Origin of the sequence: Oceanisphaera sediminis, from assembly GCF_039539745.1 — a bacterium.
Classification (GTDB): Bacteria; Pseudomonadota; Gammaproteobacteria; order Enterobacterales; family Aeromonadaceae; genus Oceanimonas; species Oceanimonas sediminis.
In genome coordinates this window covers 163,914-185,728 of sequence record NZ_BAABDS010000010.1, presented here as the reverse complement: position 1 = coordinate 185,728, position 21,815 = coordinate 163,914, and the positions used below count along the sequence as shown (strand labels likewise).

At 60.0% G+C, this 21,815-nt stretch carries 31 protein-coding genes; 2 read left to right on the top strand and 29 right to left on the bottom strand.

The features are described 5' to 3' along the window. Positions 1-7: 7 nt before the first annotated feature. Genes ABD827_RS04730 through ABD827_RS04710 form a run of 5 tightly spaced genes read right to left on the bottom strand, consistent with a single transcriptional unit; the run spans position 8 to position 5,353 of the window. On the bottom strand, positions 8-562 hold the full coding sequence (locus tag ABD827_RS04730) for a tail assembly protein (RefSeq protein WP_344962841.1): 555 nt from the start codon (positions 560-562) through the stop codon (positions 8-10). Next, the gene (locus ABD827_RS04725; RefSeq protein WP_344962839.1) at positions 499-1,239 is read right to left on the bottom strand and encodes a C40 family peptidase; all 741 of its coding nucleotides are present in this window, start codon (positions 1,237-1,239) and stop codon (positions 499-501) included. Before ABD827_RS04725 ends, ABD827_RS04730 begins: the two co-directional genes overlap by 64 nt. Before the next feature lie 3 nt (positions 1,240-1,242). After that, positions 1,243-1,950, bottom strand: coding sequence for a phage minor tail protein L (locus ABD827_RS04720; RefSeq protein ID WP_344962837.1), 708 nt, complete (start codon positions 1,948-1,950; stop codon positions 1,243-1,245). Further along, the gene (locus tag ABD827_RS04715; RefSeq protein WP_344962835.1) at positions 1,947-2,273 is read right to left on the bottom strand and encodes a phage tail protein; all 327 of its coding nucleotides are present in this window, start codon (positions 2,271-2,273) and stop codon (positions 1,947-1,949) included. Before ABD827_RS04715 ends, ABD827_RS04720 begins: the two co-directional genes overlap by 4 nt. Then, on the bottom strand, positions 2,273-5,353 hold the full coding sequence (locus ABD827_RS04710) for a hypothetical protein (RefSeq protein WP_344962833.1): 3,081 nt from the start codon (positions 5,351-5,353) through the stop codon (positions 2,273-2,275). The genes ABD827_RS04715 and ABD827_RS04710 overlap by 1 nt, the downstream gene beginning before the upstream one ends. A 114-nt stretch (positions 5,354-5,467) precedes the next feature. Between ABD827_RS04710 and ABD827_RS04705 the strand changes: the two genes are divergently transcribed. Both ABD827_RS04705 and ABD827_RS04700 read left to right on the top strand, forming a co-directional pair. After that, positions 5,468-5,815: a type II toxin-antitoxin system RelE/ParE family toxin gene (locus ABD827_RS04705; RefSeq protein WP_344962831.1), complete on the top strand. Its 348-nt coding sequence runs from the start codon at positions 5,468-5,470 to the stop codon at positions 5,813-5,815. Positions 5,816-5,826: 11 nt separating this feature from the next. After that, positions 5,827-6,129, top strand: coding sequence for a helix-turn-helix domain-containing protein (locus ABD827_RS04700; protein WP_344962829.1), 303 nt, complete (start codon positions 5,827-5,829; stop codon positions 6,127-6,129). 32 nt (positions 6,130-6,161) lie between these two features. Here ABD827_RS04700 and ABD827_RS04695 read toward each other — a convergent pair whose 3' ends face one another. The 24 genes from ABD827_RS04695 to ABD827_RS04580 all read right to left on the bottom strand — a co-directional run bounded on the left by ABD827_RS04695 (position 6,162) and on the right by ABD827_RS04580 (position 21,806). Further along, positions 6,162-6,533 carry a DUF1799 domain-containing protein gene (locus tag ABD827_RS04695; RefSeq protein WP_344962827.1) on the bottom strand — a complete coding sequence of 124 codons (372 nt, stop codon included), beginning with the start codon at positions 6,531-6,533 and terminating at the stop codon, positions 6,162-6,164. Further along, positions 6,503-6,844 carry a hypothetical protein gene (locus ABD827_RS04690; protein WP_344962826.1) on the bottom strand — a complete coding sequence of 114 codons (342 nt, stop codon included), beginning with the start codon at positions 6,842-6,844 and terminating at the stop codon, positions 6,503-6,505. Before ABD827_RS04690 ends, ABD827_RS04695 begins: the two co-directional genes overlap by 31 nt. A gap of 9 nt (positions 6,845-6,853) precedes the next feature. Then, positions 6,854-7,786 (bottom strand): phage tail tube protein, encoded by a 933-nt coding sequence (locus ABD827_RS04685; RefSeq protein ID WP_344962823.1) that lies wholly within the window; start codon positions 7,784-7,786, stop codon positions 6,854-6,856. After that, positions 7,749-7,910 (bottom strand): hypothetical protein, encoded by a 162-nt coding sequence (locus tag ABD827_RS04680; RefSeq protein ID WP_344962821.1) that lies wholly within the window; start codon positions 7,908-7,910, stop codon positions 7,749-7,751. The genes ABD827_RS04685 and ABD827_RS04680 overlap by 38 nt, the downstream gene beginning before the upstream one ends. A 27-nt stretch (positions 7,911-7,937) precedes the next feature. Then, positions 7,938-8,339 (bottom strand): hypothetical protein, encoded by a 402-nt coding sequence (locus tag ABD827_RS04675; protein ID WP_344962819.1) that lies wholly within the window; start codon positions 8,337-8,339, stop codon positions 7,938-7,940. A gap of 8 nt (positions 8,340-8,347) precedes the next feature. Beyond that, on the bottom strand, positions 8,348-8,926 hold the full coding sequence (locus tag ABD827_RS04670) for a phage tail protein (protein ID WP_344962817.1): 579 nt from the start codon (positions 8,924-8,926) through the stop codon (positions 8,348-8,350). Continuing rightward, a complete protein-coding gene (locus ABD827_RS04665) occupies positions 8,923-9,237 on the bottom strand; it encodes a hypothetical protein (protein WP_344962815.1) in 315 nt (104 codons plus the stop codon). Before ABD827_RS04665 ends, ABD827_RS04670 begins: the two co-directional genes overlap by 4 nt. A 39-nt stretch (positions 9,238-9,276) precedes the next feature. After that, positions 9,277-9,591, bottom strand: coding sequence for a capsid cement protein (locus tag ABD827_RS04660; protein WP_344962813.1), 315 nt, complete (start codon positions 9,589-9,591; stop codon positions 9,277-9,279). Between the two features lie 58 nt (positions 9,592-9,649). After that, on the bottom strand, positions 9,650-11,722 hold the full coding sequence (locus ABD827_RS04655) for a ClpP-like prohead protease/major capsid protein fusion protein (RefSeq protein WP_344962811.1): 2,073 nt from the start codon (positions 11,720-11,722) through the stop codon (positions 9,650-9,652). Further along, positions 11,682-13,205: a phage portal protein gene (locus tag ABD827_RS04650; protein ID WP_344962809.1), complete on the bottom strand. Its 1,524-nt coding sequence runs from the start codon at positions 13,203-13,205 to the stop codon at positions 11,682-11,684. The genes ABD827_RS04655 and ABD827_RS04650 overlap by 41 nt, the downstream gene beginning before the upstream one ends. Beyond that, positions 13,202-13,417, bottom strand: a complete 216-nt coding sequence (locus ABD827_RS04645) for a hypothetical protein (RefSeq protein WP_344962807.1) — start codon at positions 13,415-13,417, stop codon at positions 13,202-13,204. The genes ABD827_RS04650 and ABD827_RS04645 overlap by 4 nt, the downstream gene beginning before the upstream one ends. After that, a complete protein-coding gene (locus tag ABD827_RS04640; protein WP_344962804.1) occupies positions 13,414-15,363 on the bottom strand; it encodes a phage terminase large subunit family protein in 1,950 nt (649 codons plus the stop codon). Before ABD827_RS04640 ends, ABD827_RS04645 begins: the two co-directional genes overlap by 4 nt. Beyond that, positions 15,338-15,880: a terminase small subunit gene (locus ABD827_RS04635; RefSeq protein WP_344962802.1), complete on the bottom strand. Its 543-nt coding sequence runs from the start codon at positions 15,878-15,880 to the stop codon at positions 15,338-15,340. The genes ABD827_RS04640 and ABD827_RS04635 overlap by 26 nt, the downstream gene beginning before the upstream one ends. 71 nt (positions 15,881-15,951) lie before the next feature. Further along, the gene (locus ABD827_RS04630; protein WP_344962799.1) at positions 15,952-16,467 is read right to left on the bottom strand and encodes a lysis system i-spanin subunit Rz; all 516 of its coding nucleotides are present in this window, start codon (positions 16,465-16,467) and stop codon (positions 15,952-15,954) included. Further along, positions 16,464-16,856 carry a M15 family metallopeptidase gene (locus tag ABD827_RS04625; RefSeq protein WP_344962797.1) on the bottom strand — a complete coding sequence of 131 codons (393 nt, stop codon included), beginning with the start codon at positions 16,854-16,856 and terminating at the stop codon, positions 16,464-16,466. The genes ABD827_RS04630 and ABD827_RS04625 overlap by 4 nt, the downstream gene beginning before the upstream one ends. After that, positions 16,856-17,152, bottom strand: a complete 297-nt coding sequence (locus ABD827_RS04620) for a phage holin family protein (RefSeq protein WP_344962795.1) — start codon at positions 17,150-17,152, stop codon at positions 16,856-16,858. Before ABD827_RS04620 ends, ABD827_RS04625 begins: the two co-directional genes overlap by 1 nt. Beyond that, entirely contained in the window at positions 17,145-17,483 is a 339-nt protein-coding gene (locus tag ABD827_RS04615) for a putative holin (RefSeq protein ID WP_344962792.1), read from the bottom strand. Before ABD827_RS04615 ends, ABD827_RS04620 begins: the two co-directional genes overlap by 8 nt. Before the next feature lie 203 nt (positions 17,484-17,686). Continuing rightward, positions 17,687-18,334, bottom strand: a complete 648-nt coding sequence (locus tag ABD827_RS04610) for an antitermination protein Q (RefSeq protein WP_344962790.1) — start codon at positions 18,332-18,334, stop codon at positions 17,687-17,689. Positions 18,335-18,369: 35 nt separating this feature from the next. Then, the gene (locus ABD827_RS04605) at positions 18,370-18,720 is read right to left on the bottom strand and encodes a RusA family crossover junction endodeoxyribonuclease (RefSeq protein WP_344962788.1); all 351 of its coding nucleotides are present in this window, start codon (positions 18,718-18,720) and stop codon (positions 18,370-18,372) included. Beyond that, positions 18,717-19,739: a DUF968 domain-containing protein gene (locus tag ABD827_RS04600; RefSeq protein ID WP_344962786.1), complete on the bottom strand. Its 1,023-nt coding sequence runs from the start codon at positions 19,737-19,739 to the stop codon at positions 18,717-18,719. Before ABD827_RS04600 ends, ABD827_RS04605 begins: the two co-directional genes overlap by 4 nt. After that, a complete protein-coding gene (locus ABD827_RS04595) occupies positions 19,732-20,010 on the bottom strand; it encodes a hypothetical protein (protein WP_344962784.1) in 279 nt (92 codons plus the stop codon). The genes ABD827_RS04600 and ABD827_RS04595 overlap by 8 nt, the downstream gene beginning before the upstream one ends. Before the next feature lie 234 nt (positions 20,011-20,244). After that, positions 20,245-20,982, bottom strand: coding sequence for a BRO family protein (locus ABD827_RS04590; RefSeq protein ID WP_344962782.1), 738 nt, complete (start codon positions 20,980-20,982; stop codon positions 20,245-20,247). Next, entirely contained in the window at positions 20,979-21,218 is a 240-nt protein-coding gene (locus ABD827_RS04585; RefSeq protein ID WP_344962779.1) for a type IV toxin-antitoxin system AbiEi family antitoxin domain-containing protein, read from the bottom strand. The genes ABD827_RS04590 and ABD827_RS04585 overlap by 4 nt, the downstream gene beginning before the upstream one ends. A 96-nt stretch (positions 21,219-21,314) precedes the next feature. Then, positions 21,315-21,806: a hypothetical protein gene (locus ABD827_RS04580; RefSeq protein WP_344962776.1), complete on the bottom strand. Its 492-nt coding sequence runs from the start codon at positions 21,804-21,806 to the stop codon at positions 21,315-21,317. Positions 21,807-21,815: the final 9 nt, after the last annotated feature.

The following is a 21,815-nucleotide window of genomic DNA, read 5'->3' as shown; positions in this document are numbered from 1 at the left end:
CTCTCCTTTATTCGCTGTAAAGCCCCTGGCTTATCACCAGGGAGCCGGTATAAATTTCGCCGTAGGCCAGCGGTACCGGTCGGCCCTGTGGCAACATGTTGGAGACGTTGGAAAACGAGGTGTTGCGGGATGATTCCGCCTCGTTACCCTTGTTGTTATCCATCATCTGCGGGGTTTGGGTCAGCATCATGGCCGCACCACCCACCATCAGGGTTACGCCCAAACCGGTCAGCCACAACTGACCGGTTACAAGCCCGGCGACCACCAGTACGGCACCGGCGACCACGCCAAAAATACCCCAGCCACTCTTTGCGCCGGATGCCACCGGCACGATATGAATCACCTCGTCCGGCCCGGCTGCCTGACTCATGCCCTGCTGCAACTGGTCTGCTTGCAGATAACCTTTACCCACCCGCACCCGGTAATGATGGGGCGTCATGGCCTGGCGAAAACCGGGCAGCTGCGAGCACAGCGCGCGGAATATTTCCCCCACCGTGCTTACATCGAAAACGAACTCGCGGCCAAATCGTTTGAGATCGCCGTAAAGTCGCACTGTTGCCATTGTTTGTGCCTCCAAATGCTGTGGGTCTGGCGCTGCCAGTACCCGGAATACAAATCACGTTTACTGAGCCGGTTAACCGGATGATGCAGCAGGTAGCCGTCACCCAGGTAAATGGCGCCATGACAGGCCTTGGTGCCGCCAAGGCAAATCAGCACCACGTCCCCCAGTTGAGGTGGGGCCGCTGGCCCCACCCGCACAAAGCCTTCGCGCCGAATGTTATCCAGATACAGATCATCTCCGGCGCTCCACCAGTCATCGGTGCGCGGATAGTCGGTCAGCTCCAGGCCGCTCAGGTGGTAAGCGTCGCGGATCAGCGTGTAACAATCGGTTCTGCCGTGCTCAAACTGACGCTCAAGCAGTGGCGCCACATTGCGAAACCGGCGTATCTCGTCATTCACCGCCAGCCACCATGGCAGCCCGGTGTTACGCTGGCCGACGCGGTCGGCAATCGACAGCGCGGCGGGGCCAGTTGGGTGACTGTGCACCACGGCGATGATGTCGCCGGCCAGTTCGGCCTTGATCCAATCGGCCGGATCAATTTCAAAGGTGTCGGTCATCACCGAGATATTGTCGGCCGGGTAATAGCGCTCACCCTCGGCGGTGGCCACCACCAGGCCGCAACACTCGGCCGGCGCCACCGCTTGCGCGTGCGCCAGTATTTGTTGCTCTAACGCCATGAATTACCCCAACTTGTTGGCGGTAGGAAAGCCGCCGAACGGCAGCGGCGCATTGGCGCCCCAGCGTAATTTGCAGCTAGCCAGCCTCTTGCCGCAACGATCTTGTGCCGGGTCGCTGGTGGTCTGATCCTTAGCGTCGGCCACCGGCCCGCCGGTGTAGCCGCAGTCGGACTCTCGATACACCCAGGAGCACGAGTTGGTCAACGCCACCCGCGCCGGGATCAGCAGGGTGTCGGTTTCGCTGGGCAGGGCCAGCTCAAACACGGCGATATCGGCGATAAGGTCGGTCAGGCGCTCCACCAGGTAACGGGCCACCATCAACTCGCGGCTGGGATCGGCGGTGGGGTTGCCGTTGAGAAAATTCACCGCGTCCAGCGCCTTGGCCTCTACCAGACGGCGAGTGACCAAAGCCCCGGCCAAATCCTCGTAGTCTTCACACAACCCGGTCACCAGGCCGGTGATGTTGGCCAGCACCAGCTTGGGCCGGTTGCTCGGCCCCTGACCGCTCCAATCAAAGCCGTCACCCTGGCAGGGATAAGCCTGATACAGCTCGCCCTGCCAGGTGATTGACTGACCCCGCTCGTTGACCTCGTTGCAGAAGCGATACACGTCGCCGCCCATGCTCGTTAAATCCACTTCCCACAACTCAACCTCGGCGCCCTGCACTACATTGCGCAGGTCGATGAGCTGGCTTGCTGATAAATCTCTCATGCGGGTACCTCTTCAAACACACAACTCAAGGTGCGCCAGTTGGTTTTTAACGGGCCAGCCCATTGCCGGCACACCACGGTAATTTCCCGGTAGGTATCCGGGGCCAGCCAGCGGAACGCGTCCACCCCGCCGTGGGCCTCAAGAAACTCATCAATGGCGTCGATGTCGGCACGCCGGTCGGAAAACTCCAGGCTGTAACGTCGCAGCATGTGATTCAGCCCACCGGGTTGGCGCTGCTCGTAGCCATCGCCAAAACGCACTGCTTTCACCCTGGGCTGCAGCGATGGTTCGCAGCTGCTGGGCTCAAACTCAAAAAGATCCATCAATAACCTCTGCTCAACTGGCCGCCAGGCCGCATAGCTTCGCCGATGGCCTCATGGGCCGCCTGCTTGGCGGTGCGGTAAAAGCCGGCCAGGGTTTGCGGATCGGCCTTGGCGTTGGCATCGATATGAAAATTCTGCTCAATGCGCACCGACTGCTCACCACCACGACCACTGTTGCCCTGTTTGTTCTCCCGCTCCAGAAACTGGGTCAGGTCACGGTTAAGGGCGGCGCCGGTAACGCGTTCGCCTTTTTGCAGGTTCCAGGTGCCCTCGTTGGGCACGTAGTCCAGGCCGTCGTGGGCCTGACCCACCGGCATGGCCACGCTGCTGATGGTGGATACGATGCTGGCGGTGGCCGCCGCCACGCTGGCCATGGCGCCGATGTTGGCAGGGAACGGAATAGCCGCCGCCTGGGCGATACCGGTTTGAATGGCCATGATGGAGCGAGCGATGGAAAAGGCTTTTTCGGCGGCAAACATCACCTTGTAGATGCCGGATTGCTTACCGGCAAAGGTGCCCGCTATGCTGGCCAGGCTGCCGAAGGTCGACTCGGCCCCGGCCAGCTTGGCCTGGTTGATTTGCTGGTCGGCCGCCATTTCCTGTTCGGTACGTCGATCCCTGAGCGCGGCGATCTGCTCGTCGTACAGCTCGGCGTTTTCGAGCTCCATTTCACGATAGTTCTGGTAGTCGGCGATGCGCTGGTCGTAGGCGGCCAGCATCTTCTCCTTTTCCTGCTCGATGCGGTTGGCTTCACCAAAGGCGCCGCCAAACTGCGGATCCAGGCCGCCCACCGACGGCAATCCCTGAAAGGTCTGGTCGGTAATGCTTTGGTCCACACCGCGCTGAATAAGCGCGCCGCGGGGACCTTCCAGCCCCTGAGCATCCCGCTGCAATGTGGCCAGCTCACCCAGACCACCGCTGGTGTATTTTGACCAGCGCTGGTCTTCCAGTTCCTGCAGCCGACGGGCGGCTTCTTCGGCAATGGCCACCTTGCCGAATTCGTAATCCCGGGCGCTAAGCAGGCCCTGGTCGTAGTAGGATTTGGTCTGGGTCAGGCTGTCGGTGCGCCAGTTGGCCACCTGCTGCTGCTCATCGGCGTTGAGGCGTTCCAGCTGTTGCAGGTATTGCTGGGCCTGCTCGCGCTGGTTGGCCAGTTTTTTGGCGGCGGCATCATCCGTTTTTCCCGGCGGCAGGGTGGTGCTTGGTTTGTTGCCGTCAGTCCAGTTATCGGGAATGCCGTCTTCAAACACCGCCTTCATGGTGGCCTGAGTGGTCTGTAGCTTGGCGTTCAGCGCTTCCAGCTTCGCCGTTTCCTGGCTGATGATGCTGTTGGCATCGTTACGGCCACTGGGGTCGAGTGAGCTCAGGTTTCGCTTCCAACTCTCGATAACTCGCTCGGACTCGGCCACCTCTGCGCGAGTCTGCGCCATCTCGTAATTCAGCTTCTCCAGTGTGACCCGGCGCTCGATATCGCTGAGCTCGCGAAAGGACCCGGCCAGACCATCAATTTTTCGTTTCAGTTCATCGGCATTCACGCCGGTTTCGCGTGAGCGCTGCGCAAAATAGTACAGCGCACCGGCCGCGACCATGGCCACACCCACCGGACCACCCAGCAGCGCCATGCCCGTAGACAGAGCGCGGGTGGTGGTGGTCATGGCCACCTGGGCGACGCTGGCCGCACGAGTGGCAACGGTAGACGATACGATGGCCGCATCGGCAATTTTGGATGACCGGGCTAAATCCAGCTTGGCGGCACTCAGCGCCCGGGTGCTGCCGGTGGTGGTGGTCTCGGCGGCGGCCAGGGTGCGCTCGGCGGCGGCCTGCTGGGCGGTCAGCGCGGCCTCGGTGCGGCGAATTTCCGCCAGCCGGGTCAGCGACATCTGCCGCCCCTTGGCGCTGATTTGCGCCTGCAGCCGCTGGGTTTCCAGCGCCCGTTCGGCGGCCATCTGTTGCTGGGTCAGCTGGATCAATCGCAACCGCTCGGCAGCCTCGGCCTGGGCCTGTTGCGCCCGTTGCACCGCAATGCGCGCCGAGGTAACGGCGGCGGTCTGCTCACCGGCGGCGCGGCGGGCGGTTTGGGCGGCAGCCTGCTGTTCCTGGGCGATGCGCTGGGCGGTTTGGGCGGTGGCGGCCCGCTCGGCGGCCATGCCTTGCAGGGTGGCGGCGGTTTTGCTGGCAATGCCGCCGGCCAGGCGCCCCGCATACAGGGTGGCCAGGGCACCACCAACGGTGGTCAGGTTATCCATTACCTCGGCGGCGCCACCGGCTTCGGTTATCCAGTCGCGCAGCCCGGCCACGCTCTCGTTCAGGCCCGGGCCCAGGTCGGCGATCAGGGCGTTGGTCAGGCCCTGGGTGGTGGCAGACAGGGTTTTCATCGCCTGGTCGGCGGCCACTATGCTGGCGATGTCGCCATCGTCCAGCGCCACGCCCATGTTGCGGGCCTCGGCGCTGAATTGTTTCAGCAGCTCGCCGTTGTTTTCCAGCAGCGGCAGCAGGCGGCTGGCGTCATCGGCCAGCGATTCCAGGAAGTTGACCTTGACCGACTGGTCCGGCAGCTGCTCCATGGCCTCGACCATCTTCAGAATTTGCTGTTCCGGAGAAAGTGCCCGCAGCTCCTGCATGTTGATTTTCAGGTTTTCGATCAGATCCTTGGCTTCACCACCTTCGTTCGCCAGGTAATCACCGATCTTGTCGCTGGCGTCCTTGAAGATGTCGCCCATTTTCTCGGCGGAGAGGTTCACCTGTTCACCCGCGTACTGCCACTCCATCAGGGTGCCGGTGGACACCTTGAGGGTGCGCGACAGTATCTCGGCATCGGCTACCAGTCGCGCCTGGCCCTGCAGCGCCCCCACCGCAAACACCCCAGACAGCGCCGCCGCCGCCGTGCGGGCGGTGTTGGTCAGGGTGGCCAGCCCGGCATCGCTGCGCTGCGTGCTGGCGGTATAGTCTTTGCTGGTGTTGGCCGAGGTTTTGACTGTACGGTTAAGCCGCCCCAGTGCATCTTCGGTGCTCTTGATGGCGCGCACGCCACCACCGGCATCGCCGGTGATCACCAGGCCGGTGGTAAAGGTTTTTGCCATGGAACACTCCGAATGTCAGGCATAAAAAACCGCCCGTAGGCGGCCATCTAAGCTTGTATCAATTTTCTTGCCGCCGTAATATAGACTACAATCTATAAAACGAAGGGCCGCCACATGTGGAACGTGGAAACCACCGATCTGTTTGATGAGTGGCTTGATGCGCAAGATAACGCCACCCAAGAAAAAGTACTGGCCGGGATGCTCGCGCTGCAAAAGGGCGGGCCCAGTATCGGGCGCCCCTTAGTTGACTCGGTGTATGGTTCAGCCCATTCAAATATGAAAGAGCTGCGTATTCAGCATCAGGGCGATCCATTAAGAGCTTTTTTCGCGTTCGACCCCAACCGCACCGCCATGGTGTTGTGCGCGGGCAATAAAGTGGGTGATGAAAAGCGATTTTATAAAAGAATGATACCGATTGCAGATGAGGCATACGCCAAGCATCTGGCAACACTAACACGCTAAGGAGACGTCAAATGGCACGCAACTTGAACGACATACTGGCCTCCCGTCCCACCAAAAGCCGAGCCAACATAGAAAAGATGGCCGACGAAATGCTGCTCGAAGTGCACATTCAGGCTATTCGAGAGGCGCTAACCTTGTCGCAACTGCAAATGGCTAACGCCATGGGCATCAGTCAACCGTCTGTTGCTGCTTTAGAGCGCCGCGGGGCAGACATGAAGCTGTCCAGCATGAAGCGCTATGTTGAAGCTGCGGGCGGTAAAATGCGCATTGACATAGAGTTGCCCACAGGCCAGCACATCGGGTTTAGCCTGTAAGCTCCAATAAGTTAACCCCGCACTGGTCGGGGTTATTTTTTATTCAGTACCTCCAGCGCGCCCGACTCAATCTGCCGCACCTGTTGCAGTCGCTCGCGGCGGTGGCCCTGCTCAATGCCCAGCATGTCCATGGTGGCGGCCAGGGCGGCGGCATCCAGCCCCTGGTAGAAGGCGCCGCCCATGCCAGCGACGATGCGCCACTGGCTGGAGCAGGCGGCGAACAACTCGAACGCCTCTATGTGCTCGGCCCACAGTTCGGTTTTTTCCGGTTCGGTGTGCCGGGCATCCAGCTGAATGCCTAGCACGGCTAAATCCGCGTCCAGCTCGTTTTTGCCCCCCTGCCCGCCCTCGGCCCAGGTGCGGCCGAGGGCGATCAGTTTTTTGCGGCGGCCTCGGCGCGGCACTGCTGGGCGCTGAACCAGCTGTTGATGAGCGGGATACGCACATAGGTCATCTGCAGCAGCTTCCGGGCCAGCTCGGGGCTGAACGCCACCGGCTGGCCCTGTTCGTCGCTGAGGTCGCCGATGTTGATCAGGTCTTCGGTCAACTGCTCGTCGGTCACCTCGCCCTTGTGGATGGCGGCGATGCGGGTTTGCGCGTCGTCATAGCCATACAACTTCCAGGTGGCATGGATGCGGCTTTTTTCCGGCTCGCCCGGCACCTGAATATCCACTGGCACCGTAATCTCGGGCACGTTTTTAATTACAAAAGCCATGATGTTTCCTTATTTAAACGTGATAGTCAGTTCGTCGTCGCCGACGTCGGGGATCAGGCGCAGGTCCAGGGCGTAATGCACTATGCCGTCGCTGTCGGAGCGGCTGATGGTCGACAGTTGGGTCTTGGGTGCGGCCAGCTGCACTATGTTGCCGACGGTGGTGCCGTGGGTCAGACCGATAGCGCCCAGGGTGACGGTTTCGTGTGATTCCAGCGCCTGAAAGTAGTTCTTTGTCGCCAGGTCGGGCGCTTCCACTTCTACGCTGCCGGTGGCCACGCGATCGGTGATCTGCACGTTTTCGCAACCAATCAGGTGGCGATGGCCGACCGTGTTGCCCAGGTTGATGCTGAGCGACTGACCGCAACCGGCGTGACCGTGCACGGTAAACTCGGTGGTATTGCCCTTGTTGACCGGGATCTCGTCGACTATGTTGGTCAGGGTTTGCGCCAGGGGGCCCGCGTGCACCACGGGCCGCTGGTACAGGCCGGTAAGCGTAAACTGCATGGTGGGCATTTCTTTGGCGGTAAGGCTGAGCTCTACCGTGCCACGGCAACCCGGTACCTGCTGCAACTGACCGTCTTCCACAAACCAGACGGTGAACGACTCATGGTCGTCGGTGGCGGGCTGGTAGGCCACCGAGGTGCCGACCGATACGGTCTCGGCCAGGCCGCAGGCGCGCAGCAGCAGACCAAAGTTGGGGGCGGTGCCGGCGGCGCCGGAGCCGGCCAGCGGTACGGTGGCGGTAACGGTGGCGAACGGGGCCACGTTCACCTCGGCCTGGGCGCCAAACTGCTCGCGCAGCCGGGTGCGCTCTACCCGGTCACCTTCATACGGCGAACTGTCCAGTTCGGACACTGTCATCAGGGTGGCGGTCGAGATTAACGGTGATACGCCATAGCTGGACTCAGCGGCGACCAGCAGCGCTTTTTTGCGTGTTTTCATCGGTGTTTACCTTCTTGGTTTGGGCCGCCGGGGCCGCATGTTCGGGGGTTAGCTTATGACCGGAACGCTGCTTCAGTTCGCGCTCGCCGTTTTCGTTGATTTGATAACTGCCACCAGATGCCATGAGGCCTCCCGTCTTTAAATTGTGTCGTTACGGTGTGGTGCGGCGATGGCTGTCGACGGTCCAGAATTCCTGCCACCAGATTAGGTTGCCGCGAATGTCATCGACCTTGCCGCCCATGTAGGCGGCGGGGTCATGCCGCTCGCTGAACTGATGGCCAAACAACGCATCGGCGACGTTCTGGCGCACGGTGCGAAAAACGGCGCGGGGGCAGACAATCCAGAGGCCATAGACCAGGCTCACCGGCTGCACCGGCCGCAGGGTTGCGACCGGGCCGCGAATGCGTTCTTCGGCCAGGTACGGCATCACCGCCGGGCACTGTTCGTCAAACCGGTCGAGCGGCGCCGCGAACCAGGCCTCGTCGATGGTTGGAATGTCCGGGCATTGCTGCGCCAGGTGTGCGAGCAACGGCTCGATCACGTCATGGTCCATGTTGGCCTCTACTTTTTGCCGAGGATGTATTCCAGCCGGCCGCTGAACTCTTTGGGCAGCTCGCGACGAACCAGCTCCTGTGCCTGGTCTATGGTGGCGGGGTGCGCCACCATGCCGGGAATGCTGGGGCCGTACTGAATGCGCGGATCCGAGCGGTTATCGGCCGCGTCAGCCCGGCGCAATATGTGCCCCTTGGCGTGCCAGCCGCCTTTAACCAGCTTGCGACCGGCATCTTTACGCACCCGCAGGGTGACCCCTTTGCGCTTGGTCTTGAACGGTTTGCCCCGGCTGCTGGTGGCCAGCACCCGCACCACTTTTGGCCGGGGTGCAAACTGAGCCAACGGCAGCTTTTTACCGGTGTACAGCAGGGCGCGACTGGCGTCCCGTTCCACCCGCTTGATCTTGAGGTGCTGTTTGACCTGGTTGGCCGACACCGCATAGGTGCCGCGCAAGTCGCGACTGATAAAGGTCGCCGCCTTACGCGTAGTCGCATCCAGCGCCCAGATCAGGGCCTTGTTAACGTCTTTTTGATCAAACTGCTGGCGGAGCTTCTGCAGCATGCGAATGTCGTATTTAACGCCGATCATGTGACGTACAGCTGACGCATGTGGCCGTCATCCTTCAGGGTTTGCTGCACCGTCCAGCTGCGCTCTGCGGTGATGATGCGATCCCCCTGGCGCGATGCCCCGCCGAGCAGGCCGGACTGAATGCTGACCGTGGTCACCAGCTGCGCCACGCCCTGATCCGGCCCCGAGCCGTCGAACAGCTCAACGTCCCGATCCAGTATGTAGGGCGCGTCGGTCGCGTTGGCGGCCGTGCCCTGGTACTGGCACAGGCCGTCGTTGACCGTGGCCATGATCGCCTCATCCATCCGGCTGGTGATGTTACTCCAGCTCATGTCGCCACCTTTGAAAAAGTGGGGCCAGCGGCCCCGTGGTTAGTTGCTCAGTCGCAGATCCGCATAACCGCCGGCTTCGTCGGTAACCAGCTTACCGGCGGCTACTGCCGAGGCGGTGGCGGCAGCTACCAGCTTGTCGGTAAGCCAGCCCACCGCGACACCCGTTTTAAGGCCCGCGGTACAGGGCACAGACCAAACGCCATCGGTGCAAGCTGAAAAGGGGTCACCTGCTGCGGCATCCGCCAGGGACACCACCACCAGATCGTTGATGACGACCACGCCGCCACTAACCACGCCGCCAGCGGGGGCGATCAGCACGATGGTGCCGCCATCTTGTACATAGTTTTTCGCCATGATGTTTCTCTCTAAATAACAAAGCGGCCGAGTTGGCCGCTTTAAATGGGGGGGGTGATTAAACGCCGGTTGAACGAGCCAGACCGCGATAATCCAGCGGCGCCACACCGGCATCGATGCGCACCTTGGTGGCGATACCATCACTGGTAAAGCCCTGCTGCTGTTCGATGTACGGGGTATCGATACCGTTGAGGTAGGCAACCTCGATGGTGTCGGAGCCCGCCTTGGCCGCCAGGTACCATTGCTTGTTGGTACCGGCGTCACCGTCCAGTCGCGGCTCGGCAATCACCTCGGCAAAGTTGCGCAGCGGGTTTTCAATGCCGCTGTTTGTTTCTGCCCCCGGCACGGAGGCAGAACCAATGATCTGCTTGGCCTTGGACTCCAGGCTGACCGGCGTCAGCACGTAGGCCGGGCGAATGTTCAACGAACGCGCCTTGCCGCCTTCGGTCATGGTGCGCTGGGTGCGCATCATGGCGCGCGCCGCGTCCAGCGACTCGATGCTCAAGGCACCGGTGGTGGTGTTCTTGTGATCCGCATGGAACAGCGCTTTGCCGTCACTCAGCTTGGGGTTGTCCATCAGCACCGCATACACCAGGTCGCCGATGGTGGCCTTGGCCGCCATGCCCATCTTCATGGGAATGTCGATCAGCGCACCCAGATCATCGTTGATGATGGCCTGACGGGTAATGCCGAACAGCTCGCCGTAGGTGGCCAGCTGGATTTGCTCGCCGGTATCGCCGACGGTGATGTGCTTGTACTCGGCCCCTTCACGCACCTGGCGCAGTGACGGAAACTCGCCCATGCCCACGCGCTTGGAGGTTTTGAAGTCGCTCAACTGGCCGCGCTTGGTCCACAGCTGGAAGGTTTCTTCCGCTTCTTCCCAGCCCTGCAGCAAGGCCTTGTGCGCCACGTCCAGCAGAATGTTGCCAAAGTCGGAGCTGGTGTGGGTAAACGACATGCCGACCATTTGCATCGGGTTATAGCTGGCAACGCCCACACCGCGATCAGCCAGGGATGCTCGGGCCAGCTCTCGCAGCGTCATGTGGTTGTAGTTGTTGTCCGCTTCGGCGTTGGCGAAGCCGGCACGGGCCATAATGGATGCGGCGATGCTGTCACCCACAATATTGCCGTTGCCGGCGTGAATGTGGGCGCCATTGGCCGGCGTGCTGGGCGTGGTGTCTCTGCCCATGGCTTCCAGCAGGCTGGCCCGCGCCTGTGCGGGCGTGGTGTCCAGATTACCCAGGCAGGTGGCCATCAAGTCCAGGTGGCGATTGCCCGCCAGCGCGAACAGGTCGCGGATCTCGGCTTGTCGGCCTTGCTCTTGCGCCTTGAACTGAGCCTGCAGGTCGGCGGCGCTGGGTGGCGCCGTTACCGGCGCCGACTGTTGAGCGACCGGCGCTGGGGTTGGAGCAGGCGCAGCAGGAACAACAGGTGCCGCGGCGTTGGGTGTTGCTGGCGGTTGACCGCCTTCGGCGCGAGCGCCCATCAGGGATTGCAATGCCTTTGGCATGTTCAGTTCCTCAGTTCTATGAGTAAGTAAAGCCGCCGCCTTCAAGGGGGCGATAACGTGATCAACAAAACCCTGCTCTTTGGCTTCTGCACCGTTTAACCAGGTATCCGGCTTGAGCATGGCTTTGATTTCTTCTTCCGACTTGCCGGTCTTGCCGGTGTAAGCCTTGAGCAGCATGGCTTCGTTACGGTCCAAAAACTCGGCGTAATCACGCAGGTCGTCGGCATCGCCTACGCTGCCACCCCACGGTTTGTGAATCATCAGCCAGGCGTTCTCTGGCATGTGCAGGGTGCCATTGGGTAAGCACGCCAACACACTGCCCATGCTGGCGGCCATGCCATCCACATAAATATCAATCTTGGCGCTCAGGCCCGACAGAATGTTGAAGATGGCAAAACCGTCCATCACATCACCGCCCGGGGTGTGCAGACGGATAGCAATGTTCTTGGCTTCAAACAGGCCGCTTGCTTTGGCGTCGTTAATAAACTGCTGAGCAGATACATCCCAGCCAATCACGCCGTAAATGGTGATTTCTAGCGGGTGGCTGTCGGTCGCTGCATAAATCTGGTACCAGCGTTCATCACTTGCTGCGACTGCGTGAGCCGCTGCTTTCGGGCTCATCAGAGCTGGGGGCTTCATTGGGTTCATGTGGTCCTCTGTCGTTGGCTGGATCCGAGTCGGTGGTAATGCCGTGCTGACGGTTAAACTCTTTATCCGCCGTGCGCTGGCGACGAACTTCATCCGGATTGCGGCCCCGCGCTCGTATCCATTCGCTTTCACTGGCGGCGCCGCCGCGTATTTGTTCGCGCCACGCCTTGGACTCTTTGGCGGGGTCAATCCAGGGCATCACCGGCGCCAGATACAGGGCGTTAAACAGGCTGTTACGGTCCACTTCTGGCGGTATGGTTATCTGGCCAGAAGCAATCGCCATTTCTAACCAGGTGCGATACACAGGCCGGGACCATTGGGCAATAAACGCATCCTGCAGCACGGCATACCCTTCAAAGCCTTCAACCAGCTCTTGGCGCTGGGCGCTGTAGGTGCCGTCATAGTCGCGCGCCACGCTAGAGTAACCGGCACGGGTGCCTGCTGACACGCTGCGCAATTGCCCTTCGCGCCAGATGTTGAGCGCGACGTTGGGCCGGTTGCTTTGAATGCTGCCCACCTCTTCACCGGCGCGCAGATCGTCAAAGGTCATGCCCGGGGCAATGGGGAATTCGCGTGGAGTCGAGTCAGTGCCATCCGACGGGGACGTGTACATATCCGCCGCCCCCTTGCGAATAAAGAACGCCAGGGCGGCCGAAATACGCGCGGCCACCCGCTCGGACTCTTCCACGTCTTTCAGATCGGCCAGACGGGTGATCACCCCATGCAGCAGGCTCACGCCACGCAACTGGTGCAAGCGGCGCACCAGCGCCAAATGCAGCATGCTGTCTGCCGGCACCTCTTTGGTCTTGTGTCGGATACCCATTTCGCCAGGGTGATCGAGCAATACTTGGTAGCCCTTCGCCCGGCCCCAGGTGTCAATGCGGATGCCTTGGCGTACCTTTTTAGCCAGGTCGTTCAGCTCCAGCGGCACAAAATCGGCCTCGAGCAGTTCGATGGCAAACGGGGTGCTGGTCAGGTGCTGATAGCCAGGCACGGTGCCTTTCACCTGCTGGCCAAACACTTCGCCGTCGCGCAGCCAGGACCGAGCCACCAAGCGCTCCATCTCGGGGCGACTCAGGCGGCCGGTGACCTCGGGGCGCAATGACCACTCGGCCCACGCCTTGCGAATGTTGCTGGCCAGTTCTTCGTGAATGTCGCCGGTCATACTCATGGGCTGCGGCTCTATCTGAATGCCGCGCGCGCCGACGATGCGCTCTTCCATCTTGTCGAGCAGGCCGATCACAATGTCGTGGTTTTCATCCAACCAGCGGGCTTGTTCGCGCAAGCTGCGGCCGGCGGCAAACACCGCCTGGTTGCCCGAACGCTGCTCTCGCTCTGCCTTATGAGTACGTGATTTTTTAGCGGCCTCGTAGACATTAGCTGTATATATCTTCTTCGCTCGGCTCGCCGCCCAGCCAGGCGATACCGCTGTGATGAGCCTTTCGATTATCTTCATAAAAATTTCGCCAGACTGTATTGCGGTCGATTACGGGCACGAGGGTTTAGCGCCGCCAGCCTGGTTTCCACCTCGTGGCGGCCTTTGCGGATTTCGCTGAGGCTTTCGCGGCTGATCTGGCGGTTGCCCCACGTTACAGACTTGCCGGACAGCAGGTCGGCTTCGGCTTGTATGTATTTAGCAAGCAGCGATCTTAATTCAGCTTCATTCATAGCCATCCGCCTCGATTGGTGTTGCCCATCCAGCTGCTAGCCGCCTTGTTAGTCGGCGGTGGCTGCTGGGCGGGTTTAATGGGTTTAGGTTCTGGTTCTAACGTGGGTCGCGGCTGATTGAGGTTCCAACCAAAGTGTTGCTGGCCAATGCGACACGCCGCCAGTGAGTAAACCGCGCAGTCGGTCGGTTCGTTACGGGCATGGGAGGGGTTAACCCACCGGTACACCCGCTTTCCCTTCACGAAGTCGACTTTCTTCACTTCGCAGGTCAGGCCTTTGAAGTAATCATCGTCGGCCCACTCGGCTATCGGGTGATGTCGGTAGCCGGGGTTATTGCCATCCAGGCTGCTGGGTACGGTAACCAGCCGGCCATAGATCACGTCTTTGGCGTTGTCCGTACCCACTTCGGTTAAATACACGCCCTTGCGGGTGCGCTTGCGTGGGAAGTTGGCAATCGGTTTACCGTAAATACTGGCGCCTTTAATGGGGATCCACTGCATGGGCCGCGGCTTGCAAAAGGTATACACCTCATCGGTATAATGGCCACCGGAGTCAATGCAGGCGATTTTGATATCCATCAGCTGGCCATCGGCTCGGGTATATTGCTGAGTGAGTTGCTCACGCAGCTTATCCCACAGCAATTGTTTGCCCGGATCTCCATAAAGCCGGAAGTAATGCAGCACCCAGCTTTCTTCGCCCGTGCTCCAGCCGGTGATTTCGCCTTCTATGCGGTCATCCTGCACGTCGACGCCCGCGCTCAAATACAGAGCGGGTAATGGCACCTCGGCGGTATAGACTTCACGCCGCGCTGCGACCTGCTCCCACTCCAGTTTGGTGCCTTCGGTATCGTCGAAGGTTTCACCCAGCGTGGTGTTGGTAAAGGTCTTGAGCTTGCCGCGGTCGTCCTTGGCCTTATAAAAATCCACCGCCACCCGGCCCCAGGTCGTGAACGGGCTGTATGCGGTCCAGATATGAAAGGTAACGCTGTCCGGTGTATCGGTCGGCTGGCCTTTATCATCAAACCAGTCGATACCGTCTTTGGTAGTCAGGCCGGTGTTATCACAAATCCACACCCCTGCTACTTGAACCAGATCCGATTGCTCAATGGCACAACCGTTATGCTCGCAGCAGTAATAGGCAGTTTTGGGGTTGCCTTTTTCCCACTTCATGCCAAAAGCACAATCCGCCCCACCCCACTTAAGGAACTGGAACTCACCACAGTGTGGGCACGGCACATGAAACCGCAGAAAGTGCGGTGACTCACTGGCCGCGCGCTCGATTTGGCAGTGGCCCTTGGTCTTTGGCGTACTGCCTCGAATCGACTTGGGGAAGGTTGAGCCTTCAATTCGCTTGTCACCCAGAAACGTGGGCGAGCCTTCTTTCTCGATGTCTTCATCGAATGACGACAGCTCGTCATACATCACGTAATCGAACGACTTTTCACGGTAGGCCCGCGCCGCCTTACCACCCATCACCCATAAGCCGCGACCATTCGAGAAGCGCTTAATGCCCAGGGTGTTATCGCGATGGCGCTTGCCAGACCAGGGGGCAATAGCCAACAGAGGTGGCACGTCGCGGATCGTCGGCTCAACGTGCGTTTTCATGAAATTGTCGGCATCAGAATCGGTTGGCAGGTAGATGCCACCGTTACGTTTCTTATGCTCGATCAAGTAGGCCGTGACGCCCAGTAGCACCTTGCTGTAACCAACCCGGGCCGACTTGATGAAGTTCACTTCACGCAGGTCGTCGTTACCCATGGCGTTGACGATAGCCACCTGAAACGGCAGGCTTTCCCAGCGCCCTTCCTGGTAGCTTGATTCTTTGGGTAAGTAGTAGTGCTCGTTAAGCCACTCGTTCGGCGTGACCGGCTCCGGCCGGTGCAGTGCAGTTAACCCAACCGCCACTGCTCGCCGCAGTGAATCAATCTGTGCGGTTGAGATAGTCATCAAGTAACTCCGGGATCATGGCGTCAAGTCCGGCTGCAATGTTCCGGGCTTTAGCAATCTCCCTGGTCAGGTACTCAATGTGTTTTGTTTCCAGCTCCGGAAAACGCCGACGAATATTCAGCGGCACAGTATCTAATCGACTGGCCACCGATGACGCGATTTTAGACAAGACGAACGTGGCAAATTCAGCTTCAACGACTTGCTGGCGTTCCTTTTCGTTGGTCAATTCCTGAGCGTCGGCGCGCGCTTTGGTCAAACGCCAGGTTTGATATTCAATTTCACTTTCGTCGCGATCTTCTGGTAGCTCAGGTTGTTGTTTGCCCCGCTCATTATCGAGCCGATTATCAACCACTGAACGGGCATCGAAATAAACAGAATTGCCGATTTTAGATATCGGCTTAACGCCCCATTTATCAAAGGCTTGCACACTGATTCCACAGCTTGCCGCCATTTGCTTTTTGTTCAACCAATGCGGCTCTGGTTGAGCCTTTTCCGGATGCTTGTTTTGTCCAAACATAAACAACAACCACCCCTCAGAAAATTTTCATAAATAGCCAGAGACCGCGCCTCCACGACCCCGTAAGGGGGCTACCCCTCGGGAGTACCTTTATAGTTTGAGGTAGAGAGTGTTCTCAGTATGTCCTGGCACGCCGCCAGCTTGGCGGTGTCGCTGGTCACTCCGGCTCGGAGATTGAAATAAGCGCGTCGAGCAGCTGGGGCGAGTTCGACGGTGGCGCCATCACCCAGGCCGGTATCGTCGGCGGTGCCGGACACTGCAGGGCAATGGGTGGGCCGCTTGGTGAGGATGTGCAACCGGCGAGCGCCAGCATCGACAGCAGCACGCAGCTCACCGTTCTTTGCCTGTGCATCATTCAGCTCCTGTGTGTATTGGGCATCCAGTGCAGCCAGTTGGGCCTGCAAACTCTCGGCGTGCCGGGTCACTCGTTCCATATCGAGAGCAGAGGCAGCGGCCATATCGAGCAACACCTCGGCATGGCCACGGCGCACATCAGCCAGCTCGGTTTTCAGATTGGTATGGGACACCGCCAATATCATGAAAGACGCCGTCATGGCGATGGCGACGTAAGGCGCCAGGCGCATCATGCGCCATACCCGCGCGGCAGTTGGAAGTGAGGCCCATCCTTGAGGGTGGACCAGTCGCCGCCCCACTCAATGGGGATCCCTAGTTCGCTGGAGGCCATCTTCATGGCATCGGCAATCTTGTGATACAGCGGCCAGTCCCAGCGTACCTCGCCCACCCACGCCGCCAGATCAACCGCATGGGCATAGCCATCGGCCTGAGGCAGGTGAAGACTGTTCAGGGTTTGGCTTGCGCCCTTCTTCACCAGTTGCCGTTGCCGCTCTGGTGTGCGCACTCCCTCAGTGACCATGAAGTCGACAAAGGTCAGGCTTAACGCCTTATGCACTACCGCCGCCAGATCCGGGTGAACGCCCTGCAGGTTCTGCTCGCTACGCTTGCTTAACCGAAACATCAGCCCCTCCGCATGTCCTTTCCGCTAAATAAAATCAGGGCTAAATTGCCCCTGGCTCGTATCAACCCAACCGCCAGCACCGCCTGCATCACGACTAACGGCCAAGCCGATGGTTGAACAGCAAAATCGCCAGCGAGTATCTGCACCACCGCAGTAACGCAAGACATCATCACCAACGTTGCCAATACAGAAACGTCACGCCGAAACCTTGCGCCGTTGCGCTCGTAGGTGAACAACCGAAAAAAAATCACCAAGCACAGTGCGAATACTGCGTACGTGAGCAGATAGCTAACCATCCTTCTGCCCTCCAGTGGTTGCTCGCTTGGCCTTAATGGCGGCAAGCGTCACTGTCACCACGCCAGATGAAGCAACAAACGCTGCAGGGCCTGGCATATCCAGAGGGCCAATGCCTAACACCTCTACAGTGGCCAGCATGGGAGCTGAGATATAACCCATCACAACTGAAACGAAGGTCAGCGCCATCCGTGTCCATATGGATATTTCTGCGCTCGCAACGAAATAGATGATGCCCCCGCACAATGCACCAATGGCCGCCTCACCGTTTACCAGCAAGCCTGCCCCGATGACTGCAGCCGCAACCAGTGATCCGCTTGAAGGCTCAGCCATCGTTACTCCTGTAAAGCGGTAGAAATGAAAAAGCCCGCACAATGGCGGGCTTAGAAACGAAAAAACCCCGGCGGGTGCCGAGGTTCTGAATTGTTCGCGGGGAGCGTCATAAAGCTATTTACCCCACTATGGGTGCCAATCTATGCCATTTTCAGACAATGTACAAGTGTACAGGCTGTTTATTTATACATACATCCCATCCATCACGCCGCCTCTCTCCGGGTCAGCTTCACATACCCAGCTTCGGCGCGATCTTCTTGCGTGTAGCACCAGGCCAGCAAACTGTCGTACACCGGGCGCCAGTGGCGGTAATAGGTGTGCTCGGCCAGTTCCGGCGCCAGCGTGACGATGGCACGGTATACGCGGGATGCCGGCACCGGGCGCAAACCGGTTCCCCGGCAGCGTTCGCAGGGGCGGGTCAGCTCGTCCGGCTTGGCATCCTTCGGCGCCCGGGCGATCAGCTCGGCATCGGCGATGCGGCCGGTACCACCACAGCGGCACTTTGCACCTGGGGTGTCTGCGGTGCGGCAATACTCCAGCACCGCCAGCCTGGCCAAGCTTTGCGCTATCACCGCATGCTTGCGATCCCTGCCCTTGCTTACGACCTTGATCGCCAACACCTGGGCCTCGGTCGCGGCCGCCTTTACGGCGCGTTTGAACTCGCCGCTGTCCTTGGCGTACTTGGCATACATCAGCGCCAGCCCGGCGCCCTCCTTGCTTTGCAGGTAACCGAGTGCGGTCAGAATGTCGGTGCGGGTCAGGCCGCTGGTGGCCGTGCTGCTCACCGACTGCATGGCGGCGGCGTCGGGTGATTTGGGATCATTCATGGTCAGGGCGTATTGCAGGCGCATCAGGTTGTATCTCCGCGATCTTGTTATTGATTCAATTATTCTTCGTATGAGATAGCCACCAACAGGCGGCCACCTTTGCAGACTTCGCCGCGCTCTATCAGTAGGCGGTCTATCTGCGAATCATCCAGCCACACCCCGGCGTGGGTCAGTGCGTCCAGTGGTGCTTTCAGCATGTTGTCCAGGTCACGCTGTCGGCGGTCTGGCGGATAGGCCACAATATCGACCCGAACCCGGCCAGACAGCTGCTTACCTGCCCGCGCCAGCAGGCACACATCCGCCACCAGCTTTCGATAGCGCCGACCCGGCGCGCACAGCACGGTGCGTCCGTTCACATTGCGCCACATCTGGTTCATCGACGGTGGCCACGGCAATTCCAAACTGATCATCCAAACACCCCCAATCCTGCTGCCTTGTTCAATGTCGCCATTACGTGCGCCAGCTGCGAACCGTGCGCCTGTTCCCAGCGCTGCCAGCCGCCGTCGTGCAGCTTCATGTGCTCGTCGTGGCATAACGGAAACGTCATCAGGTCGTGGGTCTTCATCGCCATACCCGAGTGGCCATTGCCGATCATATGATGCGCCTCTACCGCCTCCGTGCTGCCGGTCACCACACAGGGCTGGCTGCGTACGAACTTCAAATAGGCCTCGCTCTGCCAGCGAGTCAGCTTGGGTCGAGCCATAAAGCTGGCCGGCGGCTCGGCGTCCACCTCAAACTTGATCGGCTTAACCATTTTGCTGAGGTCAGCAATATGGTCCCGGGCGTCATATCGGGCATCGGTATCCTTCCAGCCGTGCGCCGTGTGCCGATCGGTAATCGTGGCCTTGCGCCCCAATGCCGTCAGCGCCAGCGACTCGGGTAACAGGGCATGTACCCCATGAGCAGAGGCCCACCATGCCAGCTCGGCAGCCGACACCTCACCACCACGGGCCCGCCCTACAAACTCCGCCACCCGACTCATACCAAAGGCCGCCAGCCGGCGCACCACCACCGCCTCTACGTTCGGCAGCGGTTCCGCACGGTGCGCATTGTCATGATGCCAGCACAGCGATACCGGATACCGGCCCGATGACCAGGTAAAGCCGCCAATGCAGTCATCGCCGTGAATGACGCATCGATCGGCGCGACCCTGCCACTGGGTAAAGGCACTGGCGCCACCCAACGCCTGATACACCTTGTCTTGCAGCATAAAGGCCAGCACCAGTTGCCCCGGCAATCGGCTTGCCTCGCCCTGGTGCTCAACCAGCCCGGGAGCCACCACCGCCAGCTCGTCAGGTACCGGCGCCAGCAATACTGGCTGTTTATCCAGTAGTAAGCGAAATGCCTGCAAGGTGGCCGCTTCGGCCCGAAACATCAACAGCCCAAGCTCGTCGGAGAATACCGGATTGGCGATCAGCGCCTTACTCATGGCTGCCTGCCTTGCCCGCTCGGGCTTCCAGTACCAGCTTCAACGCCTCATGGCTCACTGAACCGTGCAGATCCTTACCCTCTTGTGCTACCGCCCGGGCGACCAGTGCGCTCAGGCTGGTAATGCCACCTGACTCAAAATGCTTGCGCAACAACAGCGCCCGCTCCCGACTGCGCCGCAGCGCCAGCTGTTCCCGGGTTTGCCGGGCCATCATGCTGGCCTTCGCCTTCTTTGCCTTCCAGTTCGCTCGACTCGTGTTTTTGGTGATCACGTTGTGCTCTCTTCTTTTTGTTGCGGTCAGGGTCGCGGTAGTGATTAAGCCAGTACCTGGCCCGCGCCTTCCGTGCTTCGTTCATGTTGTTCAGCTCGGCCGCAATGCTGTTCCTGCTGGCCTGGGCCGTTCTTACCTGGTGAATGCGTAACGCCGCCCACTTGGCCAAGTCCTGATCTGCCGCTTCGGCCTTGGTCTGGTTCGGGCAGGCCACATTGATGAAGGGCTTACCGGTCACGCGCCCATCACCTCGGTGGCGTAACGCTGCGCCAGCCAGCCCACACCCCGGGCCGTTACCTTGGTCTGCATCCACGAATGACCGTGGGCCTCGCCGGTTTTCAGCGCGAACAAGCCCTTGTCGATAAACTCCTGCTTGGGTACCAGGGCGCCACCACAGCGATACAGCACCTTGTCCGACTCCAGCAGACGCGAGAACTTGATCGGGCCGTAGTTCAGCATCTTCGCCACGTTGCTGATGTTCTGCAGGCCGGAGGCATCCACATACCGATCAACAAACGCCACCTTCGGCGTGGCAGCGGCAATCACCTGCTCGGCCTGCGCCAGTTTTGCCGCGCTTTCCTTGATCACCGAGTCGGCCACCTGCAACGCCTTGGCCATAATCAACGCCGGATCCGTGTCGTGCTCTTGCCCGGCAACATAACCACCGTGCTTGCGAACGCTGGGCAATACGGTACCCACCACCCATTCTTCAAACCGTTCGGCGCTCGGCAGCTTGGAGCGCATGATCAAGCGGTAAAGGTCACGTTCCGGAATCACCGTCATGCTCTGCATGCCACCCGTCGTAAGGACGCCCTGAATCGAGGCCCCCTTGCAATGCTCCGCAATGGCGTTGCGGGGCTTGGCATAACCCAGCGCCTCGGCCACATCTTTGGCCACAAACCACGGCTCGCCGTTCTGCTCAATCACCCGCACCGGGCTGTTACCAAAACTGAATCCCATTAACTCGCTCATGCCACCCTCCCCGCCTTGCCAAACAACACCAGCCGCTCAAGCTCGCGTTTGATTTTTCGGTTCATCGCCCGATACACGCCCTTCTCAATCACAATCAACTGGCCGCTATGTACCAGCTGGCCAATGGCGCCACTGACCGAGGTGTGCGGAATATCCAGCTCGTCTCGCACATCCTGCGGCGTGAACTGCTTACGCTGCTCGGCATACGCCAAAATCCGTTCACCGTTGCTCTTCATGCTCACCCCCATCAACACCCACACCGGACAGCGCCAGCACACCGTAAATCACCACCACCAGCACCAGGGCCAGTGCTATCCATGCCTGTACACCAATCACCATTCACCTCCCGATATCTCCACACCCTGGGCCCGCTTCTCGGCGGTTAACTGCCGGGCTGCCTGATCTACCGCTTCCGGCGTAGTTGGCTTGCCGTCCTGATAGAGCTGGCTTTCGGCACACAGGCGAATAGCAGCGGGGCTGATGCGGCTGGTCGCCGGTGCGCGCTGGCTACCCTGTTGGCCGCCCTGCAGCTGCTGGCAACGATTGGCCAACTGAATCGGAGTGGGCATAAAATCACGGCCACTTTCCAACTCGGCCTGCAATGCGGTGCGGATCAACGCCGGGGTAAAGCCCTTGCCGCTCAGCTGGCGGGCGTAAACCTGCGCCGCACCCTGCAGGTTCTGCTCGATGCGATTGGCCCCGTTCGGCCAGTTGAAAATCATCTCGGGCAGCAGTTCGCCAGTCATGAACAACACCAGCGATTGCATGGCCTGGCCTTCCGTCGATAACGCGCCAGTAGGGCGCAGTTGAGCTACTTGATTCATTGCCGCCTC

Bases quoted from the DNA above. Each gene is read 5' to 3' on its own strand.
- ABD827_RS04730 (WP_344962841.1), bottom strand. From the start codon at position 562: ATGGCAACAGTGCGACTTTACGGCGATCTCAAACGATTTGGCCGCGAG.
- ABD827_RS04725 (WP_344962839.1), bottom strand. From the start codon at position 1,239: ATGGCGTTAGAGCAACAAATACTGGCGCACGCGCAAGCGGTGGCGCCG.
- ABD827_RS04720 (WP_344962837.1), bottom strand. From the start codon at position 1,950: ATGAGAGATTTATCAGCAAGCCAGCTCATCGACCTGCGCAATGTAGTG.
- ABD827_RS04715 (WP_344962835.1), bottom strand. From the start codon at position 2,273: ATGGATCTTTTTGAGTTTGAGCCCAGCAGCTGCGAACCATCGCTGCAG.
- ABD827_RS04710 (WP_344962833.1), bottom strand. From the start codon at position 5,353: ATGGCAAAAACCTTTACCACCGGCCTGGTGATCACCGGCGATGCCGGT.
- ABD827_RS04705 (WP_344962831.1), top strand. From the start codon at position 5,468: ATGTGGAACGTGGAAACCACCGATCTGTTTGATGAGTGGCTTGATGCG.
- ABD827_RS04700 (WP_344962829.1), top strand. From the start codon at position 5,827: ATGGCACGCAACTTGAACGACATACTGGCCTCCCGTCCCACCAAAAGC.
- ABD827_RS04690 (WP_344962826.1), bottom strand. From the start codon at position 6,844: ATGGCTTTTGTAATTAAAAACGTGCCCGAGATTACGGTGCCAGTGGAT.
- ABD827_RS04685 (WP_344962823.1), bottom strand. From the start codon at position 7,786: ATGAAAACACGCAAAAAAGCGCTGCTGGTCGCCGCTGAGTCCAGCTAT.
- ABD827_RS04680 (WP_344962821.1), bottom strand. From the start codon at position 7,910: ATGGCATCTGGTGGCAGTTATCAAATCAACGAAAACGGCGAGCGCGAA.
- ABD827_RS04675 (WP_344962819.1), bottom strand. From the start codon at position 8,339: ATGGACCATGACGTGATCGAGCCGTTGCTCGCACACCTGGCGCAGCAA.
- ABD827_RS04670 (WP_344962817.1), bottom strand. From the start codon at position 8,926: ATGATCGGCGTTAAATACGACATTCGCATGCTGCAGAAGCTCCGCCAG.
- ABD827_RS04665 (WP_344962815.1), bottom strand. From the start codon at position 9,237: ATGAGCTGGAGTAACATCACCAGCCGGATGGATGAGGCGATCATGGCC.
- ABD827_RS04660 (WP_344962813.1), bottom strand. From the start codon at position 9,591: ATGGCGAAAAACTATGTACAAGATGGCGGCACCATCGTGCTGATCGCC.
- ABD827_RS04655 (WP_344962811.1), bottom strand. From the start codon at position 11,722: ATGAGCCCGAAAGCAGCGGCTCACGCAGTCGCAGCAAGTGATGAACGC.
- ABD827_RS04650 (WP_344962809.1), bottom strand. From the start codon at position 13,205: ATGAAGATAATCGAAAGGCTCATCACAGCGGTATCGCCTGGCTGGGCG.
- ABD827_RS04645 (WP_344962807.1), bottom strand. From the start codon at position 13,417: ATGAATGAAGCTGAATTAAGATCGCTGCTTGCTAAATACATACAAGCC.
- ABD827_RS04640 (WP_344962804.1), bottom strand. From the start codon at position 15,363: ATGACTATCTCAACCGCACAGATTGATTCACTGCGGCGAGCAGTGGCG.
- ABD827_RS04635 (WP_344962802.1), bottom strand. From the start codon at position 15,880: ATGTTTGGACAAAACAAGCATCCGGAAAAGGCTCAACCAGAGCCGCAT.
- ABD827_RS04630 (WP_344962799.1), bottom strand. From the start codon at position 16,467: ATGATGCGCCTGGCGCCTTACGTCGCCATCGCCATGACGGCGTCTTTC.
- ABD827_RS04625 (WP_344962797.1), bottom strand. From the start codon at position 16,856: ATGTTTCGGTTAAGCAAGCGTAGCGAGCAGAACCTGCAGGGCGTTCAC.
- ABD827_RS04620 (WP_344962795.1), bottom strand. From the start codon at position 17,152: ATGGTTAGCTATCTGCTCACGTACGCAGTATTCGCACTGTGCTTGGTG.
- ABD827_RS04615 (WP_344962792.1), bottom strand. From the start codon at position 17,483: ATGGCTGAGCCTTCAAGCGGATCACTGGTTGCGGCTGCAGTCATCGGG.
- ABD827_RS04610 (WP_344962790.1), bottom strand. From the start codon at position 18,334: ATGCGCCTGCAATACGCCCTGACCATGAATGATCCCAAATCACCCGAC.
- ABD827_RS04605 (WP_344962788.1), bottom strand. From the start codon at position 18,720: ATGATCAGTTTGGAATTGCCGTGGCCACCGTCGATGAACCAGATGTGG.
- ABD827_RS04600 (WP_344962786.1), bottom strand. From the start codon at position 19,739: ATGAGTAAGGCGCTGATCGCCAATCCGGTATTCTCCGACGAGCTTGGG.
- ABD827_RS04590 (WP_344962782.1), bottom strand. From the start codon at position 20,982: ATGAGCGAGTTAATGGGATTCAGTTTTGGTAACAGCCCGGTGCGGGTG.
- ABD827_RS04585 (WP_344962779.1), bottom strand. From the start codon at position 21,218: ATGAAGAGCAACGGTGAACGGATTTTGGCGTATGCCGAGCAGCGTAAG.
- ABD827_RS04580 (WP_344962776.1), bottom strand. From the start codon at position 21,806: ATGAATCAAGTAGCTCAACTGCGCCCTACTGGCGCGTTATCGACGGAA.